Annotated in this window: 19 protein-coding genes; 4 read left to right on the top strand and 15 right to left on the bottom strand. The window is 42.9% G+C overall.

The window, feature by feature from the left end:
• Positions 1 to 128: 128 nt before the first annotated feature.
• From NYE23_RS04640 to NYE23_RS04630, 3 genes are all read right to left on the bottom strand, one after another.
• Positions 129 to 572 carry a threonine/serine exporter family protein gene (locus NYE23_RS04640; protein WP_113881300.1) on the bottom strand — a complete coding sequence of 148 codons (444 nt, stop codon included), beginning with the start codon at positions 570 to 572 and terminating at the stop codon, positions 129 to 131.
• A 24-nt stretch (positions 573 to 596) separates the two neighbouring features.
• Positions 597 to 1,349 (bottom strand): threonine/serine exporter family protein, encoded by a 753-nt coding sequence (locus tag NYE23_RS04635; protein WP_341075819.1) that lies wholly within the window; start codon positions 1,347 to 1,349, stop codon positions 597 to 599.
• 202 nt (positions 1,350 to 1,551) lie between these two features.
• Entirely contained in the window at positions 1,552 to 1,875 is a 324-nt protein-coding gene (locus NYE23_RS04630) for a MerR family transcriptional regulator (protein ID WP_341075817.1), read from the bottom strand.
• A gap of 181 nt (positions 1,876 to 2,056) precedes the next feature.
• Between NYE23_RS04630 and NYE23_RS04625 the strand changes: the two genes are divergently transcribed.
• From NYE23_RS04625 to NYE23_RS04610, 4 genes are all read left to right on the top strand, one after another.
• Positions 2,057 to 2,218, top strand: coding sequence for a Fur-regulated basic protein FbpA (locus tag NYE23_RS04625; RefSeq protein ID WP_341075815.1), 162 nt, complete (start codon positions 2,057 to 2,059; stop codon positions 2,216 to 2,218).
• A 13-nt stretch (positions 2,219 to 2,231) separates the two neighbouring features.
• Positions 2,232 to 2,369 carry a hypothetical protein gene (locus NYE23_RS04620; RefSeq protein WP_341075813.1) on the top strand — a complete coding sequence of 46 codons (138 nt, stop codon included), beginning with the start codon at positions 2,232 to 2,234 and terminating at the stop codon, positions 2,367 to 2,369.
• Positions 2,370 to 2,521: 152 nt separating this feature from the next.
• Complete coding sequence (locus tag NYE23_RS04615) at positions 2,522 to 2,830, top strand: PadR family transcriptional regulator (protein ID WP_341075811.1); 309 nt, start codon at positions 2,522 to 2,524, stop codon at positions 2,828 to 2,830.
• A gap of 5 nt (positions 2,831 to 2,835) precedes the next feature.
• Entirely contained in the window at positions 2,836 to 4,032 is a 1,197-nt protein-coding gene (locus tag NYE23_RS04610) for a chromate transporter (protein WP_445662580.1), read from the top strand.
• Between the two features lie 41 nt (positions 4,033 to 4,073).
• On the opposite strand, the gene NYE23_RS04605 is transcribed toward NYE23_RS04610, so the two are convergent.
• The 12 genes from NYE23_RS04605 to NYE23_RS04550 form a co-directional block, all read right to left on the bottom strand.
• On the bottom strand, positions 4,074 to 5,801 hold the full coding sequence (locus NYE23_RS04605; RefSeq protein ID WP_341075809.1) for a PAS domain-containing sensor histidine kinase: 1,728 nt from the start codon (positions 5,799 to 5,801) through the stop codon (positions 4,074 to 4,076).
• A gap of 24 nt (positions 5,802 to 5,825) precedes the next feature.
• Complete coding sequence (locus NYE23_RS04600; RefSeq protein ID WP_341075808.1) at positions 5,826 to 6,278, bottom strand: GAF domain-containing protein; 453 nt, start codon at positions 6,276 to 6,278, stop codon at positions 5,826 to 5,828.
• Positions 6,268 to 6,921 (bottom strand): response regulator, encoded by a 654-nt coding sequence (locus NYE23_RS04595; protein WP_035329596.1) that lies wholly within the window; start codon positions 6,919 to 6,921, stop codon positions 6,268 to 6,270. Before NYE23_RS04595 ends, NYE23_RS04600 begins: the two co-directional genes overlap by 11 nt.
• A 91-nt stretch (positions 6,922 to 7,012) precedes the next feature.
• Entirely contained in the window at positions 7,013 to 7,663 is a 651-nt protein-coding gene (locus tag NYE23_RS04590) for a sensor histidine kinase (protein WP_341075805.1), read from the bottom strand.
• A 39-nt stretch (positions 7,664 to 7,702) separates the two neighbouring features.
• Positions 7,703 to 9,208, bottom strand: a complete 1,506-nt coding sequence (locus NYE23_RS04585) for an MFS transporter (RefSeq protein ID WP_341075803.1) — start codon at positions 9,206 to 9,208, stop codon at positions 7,703 to 7,705.
• A gap of 5 nt (positions 9,209 to 9,213) precedes the next feature.
• Positions 9,214 to 9,489, bottom strand: a complete 276-nt coding sequence (locus NYE23_RS04580) for a hypothetical protein (protein ID WP_341075801.1) — start codon at positions 9,487 to 9,489, stop codon at positions 9,214 to 9,216.
• On the bottom strand, positions 9,476 to 9,787 hold the full coding sequence (locus NYE23_RS04575; protein WP_197206101.1) for a hypothetical protein: 312 nt from the start codon (positions 9,785 to 9,787) through the stop codon (positions 9,476 to 9,478). Before NYE23_RS04575 ends, NYE23_RS04580 begins: the two co-directional genes overlap by 14 nt.
• A 5-nt stretch (positions 9,788 to 9,792) precedes the next feature.
• Positions 9,793 to 9,984 carry a hypothetical protein gene (locus tag NYE23_RS04570; RefSeq protein WP_341075799.1) on the bottom strand — a complete coding sequence of 64 codons (192 nt, stop codon included), beginning with the start codon at positions 9,982 to 9,984 and terminating at the stop codon, positions 9,793 to 9,795.
• The gene (locus tag NYE23_RS04565) at positions 9,974 to 10,498 is read right to left on the bottom strand and encodes a Rieske (2Fe-2S) protein (RefSeq protein WP_341075797.1); all 525 of its coding nucleotides are present in this window, start codon (positions 10,496 to 10,498) and stop codon (positions 9,974 to 9,976) included. The genes NYE23_RS04570 and NYE23_RS04565 overlap by 11 nt, the downstream gene beginning before the upstream one ends.
• 12 nt (positions 10,499 to 10,510) lie before the next feature.
• The gene (locus tag NYE23_RS04560; protein WP_061792992.1) at positions 10,511 to 11,071 is read right to left on the bottom strand and encodes a 4Fe-4S dicluster domain-containing protein; all 561 of its coding nucleotides are present in this window, start codon (positions 11,069 to 11,071) and stop codon (positions 10,511 to 10,513) included.
• Positions 11,072 to 13,240, bottom strand: coding sequence for a molybdopterin oxidoreductase family protein (locus tag NYE23_RS04555; RefSeq protein WP_341075796.1), 2,169 nt, complete (start codon positions 13,238 to 13,240; stop codon positions 11,072 to 11,074). It abuts the gene before it with no gap.
• Positions 13,227 to 14,309, bottom strand: a complete 1,083-nt coding sequence (locus NYE23_RS04550) for a hypothetical protein (protein ID WP_341075794.1) — start codon at positions 14,307 to 14,309, stop codon at positions 13,227 to 13,229. Before NYE23_RS04550 ends, NYE23_RS04555 begins: the two co-directional genes overlap by 14 nt.
• Positions 14,310 to 14,483: the final 174 nt, after the last annotated feature.

The following is a 14,483-nucleotide window of genomic DNA, read 5'->3' as shown; positions in this document are numbered from 1 at the left end:
AAAAAATCAAATATATTTGATTATAAATTCACCAGGAATATATTACAAGAAAAATCCGTTCCTTTTATTTCCAGAACGAGTCTGGCTGTACCGCTTTATAAGGCTGGTGTTAAAGCATCAGCTGAAATTCAAATCCTTGATTTGAACTGAACTTTGCGGATCATTTGATTGATTACTTCTGAAATGACAAGTCCTACTGCGATGGCTCCGGAAATCATGAATGCTTTTGCAGCGAGCTGAATGGCCGTATTGTAATCATTTTCAACAAAATTCCGCATCGCATCATAAGCAATCCCTCCTGGAACCAGTGGTATGATGCCGGCAACACTAAAAATAATAATAGGTGTTTTATACATTTTGGCAAAAATCTGGCTGATCACGGCGATCGTAAAAGCTGCAATTAATGAAGAAATGACAGCATCATACTGCCAATTGACAAGCCAAATATAAACGAACCAGCCGACCATCCCGACAAAGCCGCATTTCAGCAGCGATTTTTTCGGGGCATTGAAAAGCACTCCGAACCCTGCTGATGCAATAAAGCTTGTAATCATATGAGTCAACATAAACATAGGCATATTCCTCCGCTATTGCATTTAAAAAGTGAAGACCAGAGCAATCCCAGCACCAATGGCAAAAGCTGTCAAAAATGCTTCAGCACCTTTTGACAGTCCGGAAACAAGGTGCCCGGCCATTAAATCCCTGACTGCATTTGTTATCAATAGCCCCGGAACAAGCGGCATCACTGACCCGATAATGATCTTATCAAGCTCTGTGCCCACTCCTGAGTACACAAAGAAATAGGCGATAAGGCCGATTAATAATGAAGCAATAAATTCAGAGAAAAATTTGATCTGGACAACTCTATGTACGTATAAAAATGATACAAAACCAAGACCGCCTGCAATCATGGCTGGAATAAAATCAGTCCAGCTTCCAAGGAACATAATTAAAAAACAGCCGCTTGCAATTGAGGCTGCAAGAATCTGCTGATATACAGGGAAGGTATAGTCGGCACTTTCAATTCCCTTCAGCCTTGCCAATGCTTCCTTTCCATCCAGTTCACCGCTGCTGATCCTGCGCGAAACTCCGTTCACCAATGTCACTTTGTACAAATCCGTTGAACGTTCTGAAATCCGGATCAGCTTCGCCGGTTCAGTTCCATCTGTAGAAAATATAATTCCGGTTGGCGTTACATAGCTATGTGAGTGCGGTATGCCCAGGGAAGCAGCAATCCTTGTCATGGTGTCCTCTACCCGATACGTTTCTGCCCCGCCCTGGAGCATGATTTTCCCTGCAAGCAAGCATATCTCAATTACTTCTATTGTCGGCGGGTATTCTTTCCCCATTTTTCCACCTGCTTTATAAAACTAAAATTGAAAACTCTCTTATATAGGGTTACATCTTAACGGAAATGGTAAACGAAAGAAAGACCTTTTGTCTAATATTTTATATAAAAATGTTCGCTAAGATCGGAGCATACCATGTAAGGCTGAATAGAAATTGAATAAAAAAAAGCGATTATTGCCTGCAGAATAATCACTTTCTCATTTATTTCTTCGGTATTCCAAACTGCGCATTAATCTGACCCTGAATCATTTTTGACCGTGATGCTTTATCGTCTTTTTTCTTTTTTCGCTTCAATTCAGAGCGGATTTCTTCTGTTCGGACTCCCTCCTCCCTTTTGTTGGCTATGTCAATGAGCGTCTCCACATCGAGAAAAGAATATTTTCTGCTTCCTCTTTCTGACCTTTCAGGGAAAACCAATTTCCTCTCTTCGTAGTAACGAATCTGCCGTTCACTAAGTCCTGTCAGTTCGCTTACCGTCCCAATCGAAATGACTTTTCTGGTTTTATAGGATGTTTCTCTATCCAATCGCGTCACCTCAATATATCCAATTTCTTTCATTATACTAATCTTTCAAAAGTTTTCATTACTCCTGTCAGAAAATCTAACAAAACAGCAAAAACCATGTCAGAAAAATTAACATAACAACTGAATAAGAGTTGCATTTATTTTAGAATAAACAAAAACTTAAAGAGAAGGGGAGACAATAATGCAATATTTACGGAAAGCCATTGAGAAAAAACGGCAATATATAATTGATCTGCTGGTCAAATCAGGGAGCGAATATCAGCATTCTGAACCTGCTTTACAAAAGCTGACCCTAACAGAACTTGAGGTTATATTAAAAAACAGCAATTCATGCCGTTATTAATCAGGGGGCCATTATGGATTCAAAAAATACAATAGATCTGGCGAGAAGGATTATTGAACTCGATTTACTGCGTGATCAGCTGTGGGAAAAGTTAACGGCAGAAGCCGGTTATCAGGCTTATGAAATTTTAAGAAATGAACAGAATAGCTGATAATGGAACGCTTTAAAAGCGTTCTTTTTTATGCCTATGTTAAAGTTTTGTAAATTTAAGATGCTCCCCCTTTTCCTGTCACCTTTATTTTGGTATCATCCAATTATCGAAATCCGATATCGATTTTCGAAATTAACAAGGGAGGCTTTTGCTTGGAAGATAAAATACTGCGAAAACTTTTTCTGGGGTTTATTCAAATCCATATTCTTCATCATGCAAAGGAGCACCCTGTCTTCGGCGCATGGATGGCTGAAGAACTGAGAGAGCATGGGTACAGCATCAGTTCCGGAACATTGTATCCGATCCTGCATTCAATGGAGTCAGACGGACTCCTTCAACAGGAGAAGAAAAATGTAGATGGCAGAATCAGAAAGTATTATACCGCAACTAAAAAAGGGATTATTGTTCTGGAGGAATCGAGAAAAAAAGCTTATGAGCTTTTTAAAGAAATCAAGGATTAAAGGAGATGCATATGAAAAAAAACAAAACTGGCCTTAAAACTTTACTGGAAATATTAATGGTTTCAACAAGGCTTGGACTAACATCTTTCGGGGGACCTGTAGCTCATCTCGGCTATTTCCACGATGAGTATGTCCGCAGAAGAAAATGGATGGATGAGAAAAGCTACGCAGACTTAGTAGCACTTTGTCAGTTCCTTCCCGGTCCGGCAAGCAGCCAGGTCGGGATCGGCATTGGTGCCATGAGGGCTGGAGCAGCAGGCGGCATTATGGCATTCCTTGGTTTCACCTTGCCATCTGTTATAGCTCTGATTATTTTTGCCATTCTTCTTCAAGGCATTAATCCGGCAGAAGCCGGCTGGATCCACGGACTCAAAATTGTCGCGGTGGCCGTAGTGGCTCACGCTGTCCTTGGAATGGCACAAAAGCTTGTACCTGACCTTTCCCGAAAAACGCTGGCACTGCTTGCAATTATTGCAACACTTTTATGGCAGACAGCCATTACGCAGGTTGCGGTCATCCTTGTCTCTGGTTTTATCGGATTTTTAATCTATAAAAAGCATGCAGATAACGATAATGCACCGATGGAGTTCCCAATCTCCAAAGGCTTTGCCATTGGCTGTTTAGTGTTGTTTTTTAGCCTTTTAATAGGGCTTCCGATTTTAAGGGAGCTAACCGCAGTGGAGTGGGTTGCTTTATTTGACAGCTTTTATCGTTCAGGATCTCTGGTTTTCGGCGGCGGTCATGTTGTCCTTCCTTTGCTGGAACGAGAATTCGTCCCAACAGGCTGGCTAAGTGAAGAAGCCTTTCTGGCAGGATACGGTGCAGCTCAGGCAGTACCGGGGCCGTTATTTACTTTCGCAGCTTATCTTGGAGCAGTGATGAACGGGTGGCAGGGCGGTTTGCTTGCAACGGCTGCAATCTTCCTGCCTGCTTTTCTGCTGATCTTAGGAACACTCCCATTTTGGGACACACTTCGCCGCAATCCTAAAATCAAGGGCGCATTAATGGGTGTGAATGCGGCAGTTGTCGGCATTTTAATCTCTGCCTTTTATCATCCCATATGGACCAGCAGTATCCTCGAGCCGGCGGATTTTGCCTTTGCCGCAGTATTATTCAGCATGCTTGTTTATTGGAAACTGCCGCCTTGGATCATTGTTGTGACTGGAGCCCTTGGCGGAACTTTATTAGGATATGTAATTTAGAAACGCATCAGGAAAAGCTGCCAAAACTCGGCAGCTTTTTTCTATAAAGGAATTTCAAGTATAATTTTTGTCCCTTTATTTTCTTCTGAATAAACATTTATGGAACCGCCCGCAGCTCTTGCCCGCTCTTCCATGCTAAATAGACCGACTCCTCTTGAAACTTCATTAACATTGAACCCTTTCCCTTTATCTTCAATGACAATACGGATTTCTGCTTCCATTTGCCTGATTGTAACTGCTGCTTCATCTGTCTCAGCATATTTCCTTATATTCGTCAGTGCTTCCTGAATGATTCTATAGATGGTGATTTCTTTATTTGAACTAAGGCGGGAAGCCAGGTAACAATCAAAATGGACATTGATATTATGATGTTCTGAAAAACGGACCAGGTAGGATCGGATCGCAGGTATCAGACCCAGGTCATCAAGCACTGAGGGACGAAGCTCCCATGAAAGATTCCGCAGCTCTTCAATGATTTCAGTAGCCTCATCCTGCATTTGATCAAGCAGCGGATGGCTTATTTCAGCCTGAAGCCTATTAATGGTAATCAGATGGCTGTACAAATTTTGTCCTATTCCGTCGTGAAGTTCCCGTGACAGCCTTTTCCGCTCATCCTCTTGAACATCTATTATTCTTGTCATCATTTTCTGCAGCTCTTCTTCTGCATTTTTTCGCTGTGTGACTTCATGTCGAATAGCAAGGTGCTGATAGGGTTTCCCTTTTTCATTAAGGAATGGGACGATCGTGGTATCCACCCAATAATAAGTTCCATCCTTAGCTCTGTTCTTGATCTCGCCTTTCCATACCCTCCCGGAAGTAATGGTCCTCCATAAATCTCTGAAAAAATCTCTGGAATGGTACCCTGAGTTTATAATTCTATGATCCTGTCCCAGCAATTCTTCCCTTGAATATTTTGAGATGCTGCAGAATTGATCATTCACATACGTAATCGTTCCTTTCTGATTTGTAATGGCCACAATGGATGAAGAATCCAGGGCAAACTTTAAATCAATCAGCTCGTTCACGGAATTTTTCAGTTCCTCGACAACCCGCTTATATTCTGTTACTTCCTTCCGGATTGCCAGGTATTTATACGGCTTCCCTTTTTCATCAATAAAAGGAACGATCGTAGTATCTACCCAATAATAAGTTCCGTCTTTAGCTTTGTTTTTTATTTCTCCGCGCCAGACTTCCCCGCTCGAAATGGTAGTCCAAAGATTTTCCATAAAATCCTTGGAATGGTATGAGGAGTTGATAATTCTATGGTCCTTGCCAATCAGCTCTTCTGCAGAATATTTCGATACCTCACAGAACTTTTCATTCACATAGGTGATTTTCCCTTTTCTGTCTGTAAAGGCGACAATTGTTGATTCATCCAGGGCAAATTGCAGGTCAACCAATTCCTTTAACGGGTATGACTGCTGCTTTTTTAAGCGGGAACGGTCTTTGACTGAGTGAAAGACGATTAGATAATAGCTTTCTTCTGCCAGCTTGAAAGAATTAATTCTATAAAAAATTGAAAATACGCCACCATTACGATGATGTCCATACTGGTGAACCACTTTACCCTCTTCTGTTTCAAGAAGAGTGATCTCAGGAAGCAGTTCCTCCAGACTCTTCCCCTGCAGCTCCAGTTCGCTATATCCAAATTGCTTCTGAGCCTGCTCGTTCGCATAATAAATATTCCCAAATCTATTTACAAGAATCGTTGCATCACTGGAATCAGGAGCAATCTCTCTCTTTTTCGCCAGCTGATTATTCCTGTCCATTTACGTTCCTCCAGTTGCATTATTTTAACCATTCAGCTTTTTTTCAAGTGTCCTGGCTGCATCCCTTGCTGAACTTTGCATGCTTTCATTTATAGGATGAGCCGACCGGTTCCCGATCAGGAGGACCCCCTTGGGGATACCATTAAAATGAATGGGAACAGCATATGCATGCTTCAGGCCTTCAGCAAGCATAATCGGGTATTCCAATGCTTTGCCGGCAATATTTTCGGGGAAGTTGTCCGCATACATCGGCCTTCCGGTTGAAATCACTTTCCCTGCAATGCCTTTGCCGTACCTTACTGTTATCCGCTTATATTTCTCGTTGCTGTTTCCTGCGGCATAATGCCATTTCACATCCGGGCCATCAGTATTTTGCAGTGCCAATCCAACAAAATCACATTCAAGCTCTGTCAGCACCTTCTCACAAGCCTGATCAATTTGGACGCTTTCGCCAGGACTGCACCCCTTATATTCCATAGCCAAGCAGCCCTTTCTTTAAGGCGTAAGCAACGAGCTCAGGCCGGGTTTTCATCTGAAGCTTTTCCATTAAATTTCCTTTATGTGTTTCAACTGTCTTGACACTGATCACAAGCTGTTCAGCAATTTCCTTATTGGAAAACCCTTTGGCTATTAATGTAAGAACTTCTTTCTCCCTGTCGGAAAGAAGGTTGAATGTATCGGTGTTCCCCTGCTTCACACTTCCGATATATTCTTCCATAAGCCTTTTGGTTGCAGAAGGATGCAAATACGCATTCCCGCTTGCAACAGACCGGATTGCTGCGAGCAGTTCATCATGAGGTGCACTCTTTAAAATACACCCGGAAGCGCCCGCTTGAATCGCCCTGAATAAGTATTCCTCATCATCATGCATGGTTAAAATAAGGATCGCTATTTCAGGCATTAGTTTTTTTAATTCTGAGGTTGCCGACATGCCATCTTTCCCATGGGGCATGCTTAAATCCATGACAACCACATCAGGCTTTAATTCCAGGGCCTGCTGAATCCCCTCATTGCCTTCAGAAGCTTCACCAACCACTTGCATGTCATCATGGTTATTTAAAAGCATTTTCAAACCCATCCTGACCACCGCGTGGTCGTCGCAAAGTAAAATATTGATCAAGCCCGCTCCCCCTTAGTATTTGTCCGTATATAAAAATCTGAAATAGGCAACAAGGGAGCCGCTATATGCAGATCCCTTGTTAAGTATAATCTTAGTATAACGGAAGGGTGATATCTATTGAAGTCCCTTCACCGATTTTTGAGCTGATTACGCATCTGCCGTTGATTAACAGCATTCTCTCCATCATGGCAGCAATGCCGGCTGAATTTTTCATCGCGGCATCTACATCAAAGCCCTTCCCCTTATCTTGAATAGTGATCGAAAGCTTTCCCGGTTCCCACCGAAGAATAATGCCTGCACTCATTGTGTCAGCATACCTTGCTATGTTAGCCAGGGCTTCCTGGCAAACACGGAACAGAGTAATCCTTTCCTGTTCCCTGATTTGCACTTCCGTTCCCTCATTTTGAAGATCAACGATGATTCCATAGGTGGAAGTATATAATTTCAGATAACTTTTCAGGGCCGGCAGCAGACCGAGGGTTCCTAAAGCAGGGGGATGCAATTCCACAGCCAGAAGCCTGATTTCCTGAATCGTTTTTTCCATCATTTGAGCCATATCCCCTAAATAGCCCTTCACCTCAGGCTGATCGACAGCTGTCTGAATGAACTGCATGCCTGTATATAAGCTGTAAAGCGTCTGCCCTACCCCTTCGTGAAGCTCCAGAGCGATACGCTTGATCTCATCTTCCTGAGATTGAATAATATATGAACTGATATTTTTCTTTGCTGGCTGGGTTTCCATTTCATCCCTCCTCCTTTTGAATTTATTATTTTGCTTTTTTTAAGCTTTTTTTACCCGATGGCTGGAAATATCACTGAACATGCCTGCATATTGGACTACATCACCTGCATCATTTTTTATTGCACTTATGGTTAGCCACTGGAGATATTCTTCCCCATCCTTACGGGAATTCCATATTTCCCCTTGCCAGAATCCATTCTTTTCGATTGAAGTCCACAAGTCCTGGTAGAAGCCTTTAGACTGCCTCCCTGATTTAAGTACACTTGGGTTTTTTCCGACTACTTCCTCTTCCTTATATCCGGTGATTTCTGTGAAGGCAGGGTTTACAGAGATTATTTTTCCATTCTTATCCGTAACCAGAATGCCTTCGATTGTATGATCAATCACCTGGCTCGCAATTTCCATTCTTCCCTGGAAGTACATCCATACAACGAGAATCAGGCTGGCGAGCGCCACTTGAGACAATGCCATAAAACCAATCGCGTAATGACCAGTAATGTTAAATAAAAGAGTCAAAATCAGCGGAGGGAAAAATCCTCCCAGACCGCCCATCGCAGACACAATTCCGTTTACGATGCCGGCCTGCTTCTGGAAGTACATAGGCACAAGCTTAAAGATAACGCCGTTTCCAATTCCTGCTGATAGAGCAATGCTTAAGCATCCGAATGTATACCATGTAATAGACGGGGATAGAGATAGGATCACCGCTGAAATAGTGTAGACTCCAAAAACAAACATCAGCAAAATTAAAGAGTGAAAGCGGTCAGCCAGCCATCCGCCTATTGGCCTCATGGCAGTTGCAAGAACAATGAAACCTGCAGTTCTTAAGCCCGCATCAACTTTATCAAGTTCAAAATGAGCGACAAGGAAGTTTGGCAGATAAATAGTAAATGCCACAAATGAACCGAAGGTAATAAAATAGAATAAACTCAATAGCCATAGTTTTTCATTTTTGTAGACCCCTTTTATTTGCTCAAGAAGCGGAGTCTGTACCTTAACTTCTTTTTTATCTCCCAGGAAGAAGTTAGCCGCAATGAAAATCCCCAGCAGAACAAGGTAAATCTGTACAGTTAGGGACCATCCAAATTTTGTGGCAACAACTGGTGCTGCAAAGGCAGTGATGGCTGTTCCAAGATTCCCTGCCCCGTAAATGCCATTAACAAACCCATGGCGCTCCTTTGGGTAATACTTCGGAAGAGAAGTAACACCAACAGAGAATACCGCTCCTCCAAGGCCGAGGAATAATCCCCCGATAAGCAAATCAGTAATCGAATCTGCTATGCTGATATAATAGACTGGAAATAATAGAAGAATAAAACTCAGCATAAAGATTACTCTTGCGCCAAACTGATTAGCATAATATCCCAGAGGTATGCGGAGCAGCGATCCGAGGATGACCGGAACAGCTGTTACAAGAGCAAGCTTATCGGCAGGTATATTGATATCTTCCTTTATAAATGGCATAAGAGAGGATATCAGCACCCAAACCATAAACCCGGCCACTAAGTTTAACGTCTGCAATGGAAGCTGTATTTTTCTTATCATTTTGTTCACGCTCTCTTCTTAATTACATATTTTAATCCGGCTTCCTGATCAATTGCAGCCCACTGGGTCTCAGATGCTTCTGCAGAGGAGGTCAGCGGGACCGCAAAAAAGTTCATTTTATCGAAATAAATCCGTAAGTGTGTTCCATCAGGACATAGTCCGGTTTTTTCAATGATCTTAGGAACAAATGGTGCTTTGTCATTTCCATCTTCATCTAAGATTGCCACCTGAACCTTCTCCCGGACAAATCCATCCAGATCCTCTTTTTTAATGAGTTCCACAGCTGCCGCACCCTCTTTTGGCAGGATAAACATACATCTGGTATCCCTGCAGATATTTCCAGAAAGATTCTCCTGCATTTTCTTCTATAAATTCAATGGTTTCCTCTTCCGATTGCCATTTGCTCATGCCTTTTACCTCCGCTACAACAATGTCCATGCCGTCATGTGACTTTTCATCCAAGTACCAGTTGAGGCGGACTCCCTTAAAGAGTTCGGAGAGGAGCTGATCAACTTCCGGAGCAAAATCCCCGGATCGTTCTCTTACAAAACAAAAATCAAGATATGTTTCACTGTTCATATGAATCACGCCCTCATGTTAATCGTCTTTTTATAAGCGAATACAGCCAGGGGAAAAAGAACAATATTCAGCCCGCCAAAAATTAGTACATTTTCATAGTTTTCGTAATAATATTGGTGGACCATATATTGAGTAAAGATAATATTCATCATTAATATCGCGGCCAAAATAATGACTCCAAGGTATCTACGCTTCATAACGCTTCACCCTGACCGCATAAATTGCGCCATTCTCCACATTAACCTGTATTTCCGGAAGCGGCCTTCTTGGCGGTCCCGCAGTCGGCGCACCAGTTTCCACATTGAACTTGCCGTGGTGGCAAGGACAAATCATTTCTCCTTGCTCCTTCACCCAGAATACCGGGCAGCGCAGATGTGTACACGCGTTCTGATAGGCAACATATTTGTTCTCTGATAAGCGGATTAATATTGCATCATCATGATCTCCGGGAAACTTGAACTCCACTGCATCGCCGATTGGAAGCTTGCTTACTTCGGTTATTTTCTTATGAGGATATTCCTTTTCGCCAAGCCCCATCAATTCTTTGGCAGCTACCGCCCCCCAGGGAAGGGAGGAAACCGCAAATACACCGGCCGCACCTACCAAAGTTTTCATGAATCCCCGTCTATCCAGTTTTCTTTCGTTATTCCGTTCGATATTGTGCGTATAGTTATCTTCATTAAAGGGAATCTTGTTATTCTTATCAGACATCCCTAATCCCTCCTAAAACAGCTTTGTAATCCCCTGAAGGATTCCCGGCAGATTTACTTTTACGTTTGTTTCACCTTCAAGATATGGCATACTTGTAACCCATTTGCCGTTATCAAGGTTAAATTGCTTCTTCTTGTTTTCTATTTCTTCATCTGTCAGCCATTGAAGTGTATTGGATGGACACACACTCGCACACATAGGAGGAATTCCATCTTTTGTACGATCAATGCATAGATCGCATTTATACATTAGGTTCTGCTCGTGATCAAACTTTGGTATGCCATATGGGCAGGCAATTGTACAGTTCTGGCAGCCGATACACTTTTCGACAAGTGCAGATAAAACAGCCCCTGTCTCATGAATCTGAATAGCCTGGGCAGGGCAGCTTCGCGCACATGCCGGGTTTTCACAGTGAAGGCACATGAGAGGCATTGTCTGCCGGTTCACAAGAGGATTTACATCATACACATAGTTTCTGTTGCGCTCCTCATGCCCCCCGCATTGTGTACATGCTGCCAGACAAGAACGGCATCCTATACAGTTTTCAAGTTCCAAATACAGCCTCTTCTTCATTTATTGCACCTTCTTTAGTTCGACTTTTTCCAGCTGTGCAGCACATGCCTTGAATTCAGGCATACGGGAGATTGGATCTAACGCTGCAATCGTTAATAGATTAATAGAGTCTTCATGTCCAAAATGGTATGGAACAAAGACTGTATCCTTGCGGATGGCTTCCGTAATTTTGACTTTATAGATAGCCTCGCCTCTTCTTGTAAACAGACGGACTCTTTCTTCATGCTCCATATTATATGTTGATGCTGTTTCCGGATGGATTTCCACATATGGTTCAGGACACATATCGTGAAGGAAAGGAATTCTCCTAGTCTGATTTCCTGATAGATAATGGTAAACCACACGGCCGGTTGTTAAACGGAGCGGATATTTTTCACACGGTTCTTCCGCTGGCGGACGGTATGGCAGGGCGCATATCTTTGCTTTGCCATCCGGATGATAGAACTTTTTATCAAGGAACATATGCGGTGTTCCTTCATCTTTTTCGTCTTTGCAAGGCCAGAAAACCCCGTCCTGCTTATCGATCTTATCCCATGTGGCACCATAATAATCAGCATAGCCGCCCTTAGTTGCCAGCCTGAACTCATCTGCAACATCTCTGGCTGTTTTCAGATGAGAAAAATATTTCCCTCTGCCTAACCGCTCAGCCAGCTCCACTTGAATCTGCCAGTCCGGCTTTGATTCACCAACAGGCTCCTGTGCTTTGTTGATTTTTATAATACGTCCTTCAATATTTGTTACTGTCCCTTCATCCTCTGACCATGTAACGGCTGGCAGGATCACATCTGCAAATTCTGCCGATTCAGAAAGATAGAAATCGGAGCAGACCATGAAATCCAAGGCTTTAAATGCTTTCCTCACAAAATTTTGATTTGGTGCTGATACAGCCGGATTCGAACATAGAAGGTATAAACCGCGAATGGTCTTTTGCTCCATCAGTTCAATCATTTCATAAGCAGATACACCAGGCTGCGGCATTTCTTCAGGTGTGATTCCCCAAACGCTGCATACTTCTTCAACATGTTTTGGATTAGTAATTTTCCGGTAGCCTGGAAGCAAATCTGACTTTTGCCCATGCTCTCTCCCGCCCTGTCCATTGCCCTGTCCAGTGAAAGTGGCTACTCCGGCTTTAGGGCGGCCGATCTTTCCAGTAACAAGCGCCATGTTGGTGTAGGCGGAAACATTATCAACACCCTTATGCTGCTGTTCAACACCCCGCGCAAACATAACAACCGCATTTGGAGCTTTTCCGTATATTTCAGCAGCGCGAATAATTTTTTCAGGCGCCACACCAGTCAGCATGCTTGTATATTCAGGTGTAAAATCCTTTACAAGATCCTTTGTTTCTTCAAATCCGTTTGTATGTTTGTTAATGAATTCTTCATCTATATAGCCCATTTCAATCAATTGATTTACAATCCCGTTTGCAAGTGCAAGATCTGTTCCAGGCTGCAAATCAAGATGAAGGTCCGCCCTTCTCGCAATTGGCGTTTCACGGGGATCCACCACAATGATATAACCGCCTCTTTCCTGAACGTTCCAAATACGGAACATGGAGGTTGGATGGCATTCAGCCGTATTGCTTCCGGCGATAAACAGGCAATCCGTTTCGTGAATATCCGTCCAAGGCAATGTTGAGCCCCTATCTACTCCGAAAGAACGAAGGAATCCGCCGGCTGCACTGGACATACAGAATCTGCCGTTATAGTCAATATAGCGCGTTCCCATAGCAACCCGGGCAAACTTGCCTGTCAGATAACATTTTTCATTTGTCATGGAAACTCCGCTGAAGACGGAGAGTGAATCTTTTCCGTATTCTGCCTGAAGCTCTTTGAATTTTTTTGCGATCAAATCATATGCCTCATCCCAGCTTGCTTCACGGAATCCTTCTGCAGTTCCTTTCAAAGAAGCATCATCCCGGATCAGCGGCTTCAGCAGGCGGTCTTTGTGGTTGGTCTGCTGGTAGGCGGTAACCCCTTTCGGACACATTTTGCCGACAGTAACCGGCCAGTCATAACGGGGTTCAACCCCGATGATTTTGTTTGTCTGTGTATTAACCCTCAAATTCATTCCGCATTGCATGCCGCAATAGCTGCAGTGTGTTTTTATCAATTTTTCATTCGGATGGTTCAGATTTTCAATTTCTTTAAAAAACTTATCCCTTTGCATTCTGATTTGCCTCCTTGACCTTCACTTCATGAGTAGGGAATCCGGAAAATTGTGCAATCCGGTACTTTCTTCTGCAAGGGAGGCACATTTCTGCAAGATGATGCCCTTCCTTCGCTTTAAATTCAATAGCATTTACGCCGAGTACATCGACGACATCTTTTGATTGCTCAACTGAAACAAAATGATCTCCGCAGACCTTACATTCCTTCATGCCCTGTTCGGCATAGTGTTCCCGGTAGTTTCTAGCCAAAACACTCATTGGCCGGAAAGGAATATGCGCAAGTTTACCAAATGGCAGGTAAATCAGAGTAATGATAACTGACCATTGATGGATCAGTGACATTGCCGGCTGTCCCGCACCGTGTAAAAAGATATTCATAAAAGTTAAAGCCAAGCCTGTGATGCTGACTAGAAGCAGCATGTATAAAGGCATAAAATCATACAGGAATTTCTGCTCTGCTCTTGCCTGCATATTTTTCAGGCGGCGGTAAAGCGCCATGCAAACACCGGCGATTACCATTACTGCTGTAATATTCAGTGCGTTGTAAGAAAGGTTGGCGATAACGCCATCCGCGGGGACAGTCATTACCTTCATGCCCATTGCAATTATGTTGTAATGGCCATTGTCATCCATCGTAAAATACATCCAGCCGAAAACGAGAGGGAATGTAACGAAGCAGGATAAGATACAGCCCCAGCCGATCAGCACGTGCTGTGTCCATCGGTAAATTCCCCTATTCCAGATGAAATTGTATGTTGCCAGATGCTCAACAGATGTCTTTGGCGTTGACTTTCTAAATAACAGTTTCAATCCTTTTTTCAGGATAAGCTTTGTTGGCGGCCTTTCGCCCCAAGCGATGAATCTATAGAAGAACCCTCCAATAAACACAATCGTTCCGACCATATATCCGTACAGGTTTAAATCAACATGTGTAAACATTCTTGTGCCAATAAAAGAAAGAATAGCTAATGCTGTTACAGATAAAAACATCGACTTGGCAAAATGTGATGCAAACGCATTGTTTAATGTGTGCCCTGATTTTTGATTGACTGCAGCTTTTGCCTGCATAATAACTCCTCCTCATTCACAAACAATTACCTTAACCTTATTGTATAAGCGGGAGGTTTTTTTCCATATCGGGGAACTTCCCCATTTGGAGGGGAAAATTCCCCTATCTTAAAAAAATTTGAGAAATGACAGACAAAGCTTTTGACAAAAAAAAGACCACTCACGGTCTTTTTG

The organism is Cytobacillus sp. FSL H8-0458 (assembly GCF_038002165.1).
In the GTDB taxonomy this organism is placed as follows: domain Bacteria; phylum Bacillota; class Bacilli; order Bacillales; family Cytobacillaceae; genus Cytobacillus.
The sequence above is the reverse complement of the archived record's forward strand: the minus strand, read 5'-3'. Positions and strand labels throughout refer to the sequence as shown.

Bases quoted from the DNA above. Each gene is read 5' to 3' on its own strand.
- NYE23_RS04640 (WP_113881300.1), bottom strand. From the start codon at position 572: ATGTTTATGTTGACTCATATGATTACAAGCTTTATTGCATCAGCAGGG.
- NYE23_RS04635 (WP_341075819.1), bottom strand. From the start codon at position 1,349: ATGGGGAAAGAATACCCGCCGACAATAGAAGTAATTGAGATATGCTTG.
- NYE23_RS04625 (WP_341075815.1), top strand. From the start codon at position 2,057: ATGCAATATTTACGGAAAGCCATTGAGAAAAAACGGCAATATATAATT.
- NYE23_RS04620 (WP_341075813.1), top strand. From the start codon at position 2,232: ATGGATTCAAAAAATACAATAGATCTGGCGAGAAGGATTATTGAACTC.
- NYE23_RS04610 (WP_445662580.1), top strand. From the start codon at position 2,836: ATGCATATGAAAAAAAACAAAACTGGCCTTAAAACTTTACTGGAAATA.
- NYE23_RS04605 (WP_341075809.1), bottom strand. From the start codon at position 5,801: ATGGACAGGAATAATCAGCTGGCGAAAAAGAGAGAGATTGCTCCTGAT.
- NYE23_RS04600 (WP_341075808.1), bottom strand. From the start codon at position 6,278: ATGGAATATAAGGGGTGCAGTCCTGGCGAAAGCGTCCAAATTGATCAG.
- NYE23_RS04590 (WP_341075805.1), bottom strand. From the start codon at position 7,663: ATGGAAACCCAGCCAGCAAAGAAAAATATCAGTTCATATATTATTCAA.
- NYE23_RS04585 (WP_341075803.1), bottom strand. From the start codon at position 9,208: ATGATAAGAAAAATACAGCTTCCATTGCAGACGTTAAACTTAGTGGCC.
- NYE23_RS04575 (WP_197206101.1), bottom strand. From the start codon at position 9,787: ATGAACAGTGAAACATATCTTGATTTTTGTTTTGTAAGAGAACGATCC.
- NYE23_RS04570 (WP_341075799.1), bottom strand. From the start codon at position 9,984: ATGAAGCGTAGATACCTTGGAGTCATTATTTTGGCCGCGATATTAATG.
- NYE23_RS04565 (WP_341075797.1), bottom strand. From the start codon at position 10,498: ATGTCTGATAAGAATAACAAGATTCCCTTTAATGAAGATAACTATACG.
- NYE23_RS04560 (WP_061792992.1), bottom strand. From the start codon at position 11,071: ATGAAGAAGAGGCTGTATTTGGAACTTGAAAACTGTATAGGATGCCGT.
- NYE23_RS04555 (WP_341075796.1), bottom strand. From the start codon at position 13,240: ATGCAAAGGGATAAGTTTTTTAAAGAAATTGAAAATCTGAACCATCCG.
- NYE23_RS04550 (WP_341075794.1), bottom strand. From the start codon at position 14,309: ATGCAGGCAAAAGCTGCAGTCAATCAAAAATCAGGGCACACATTAAAC.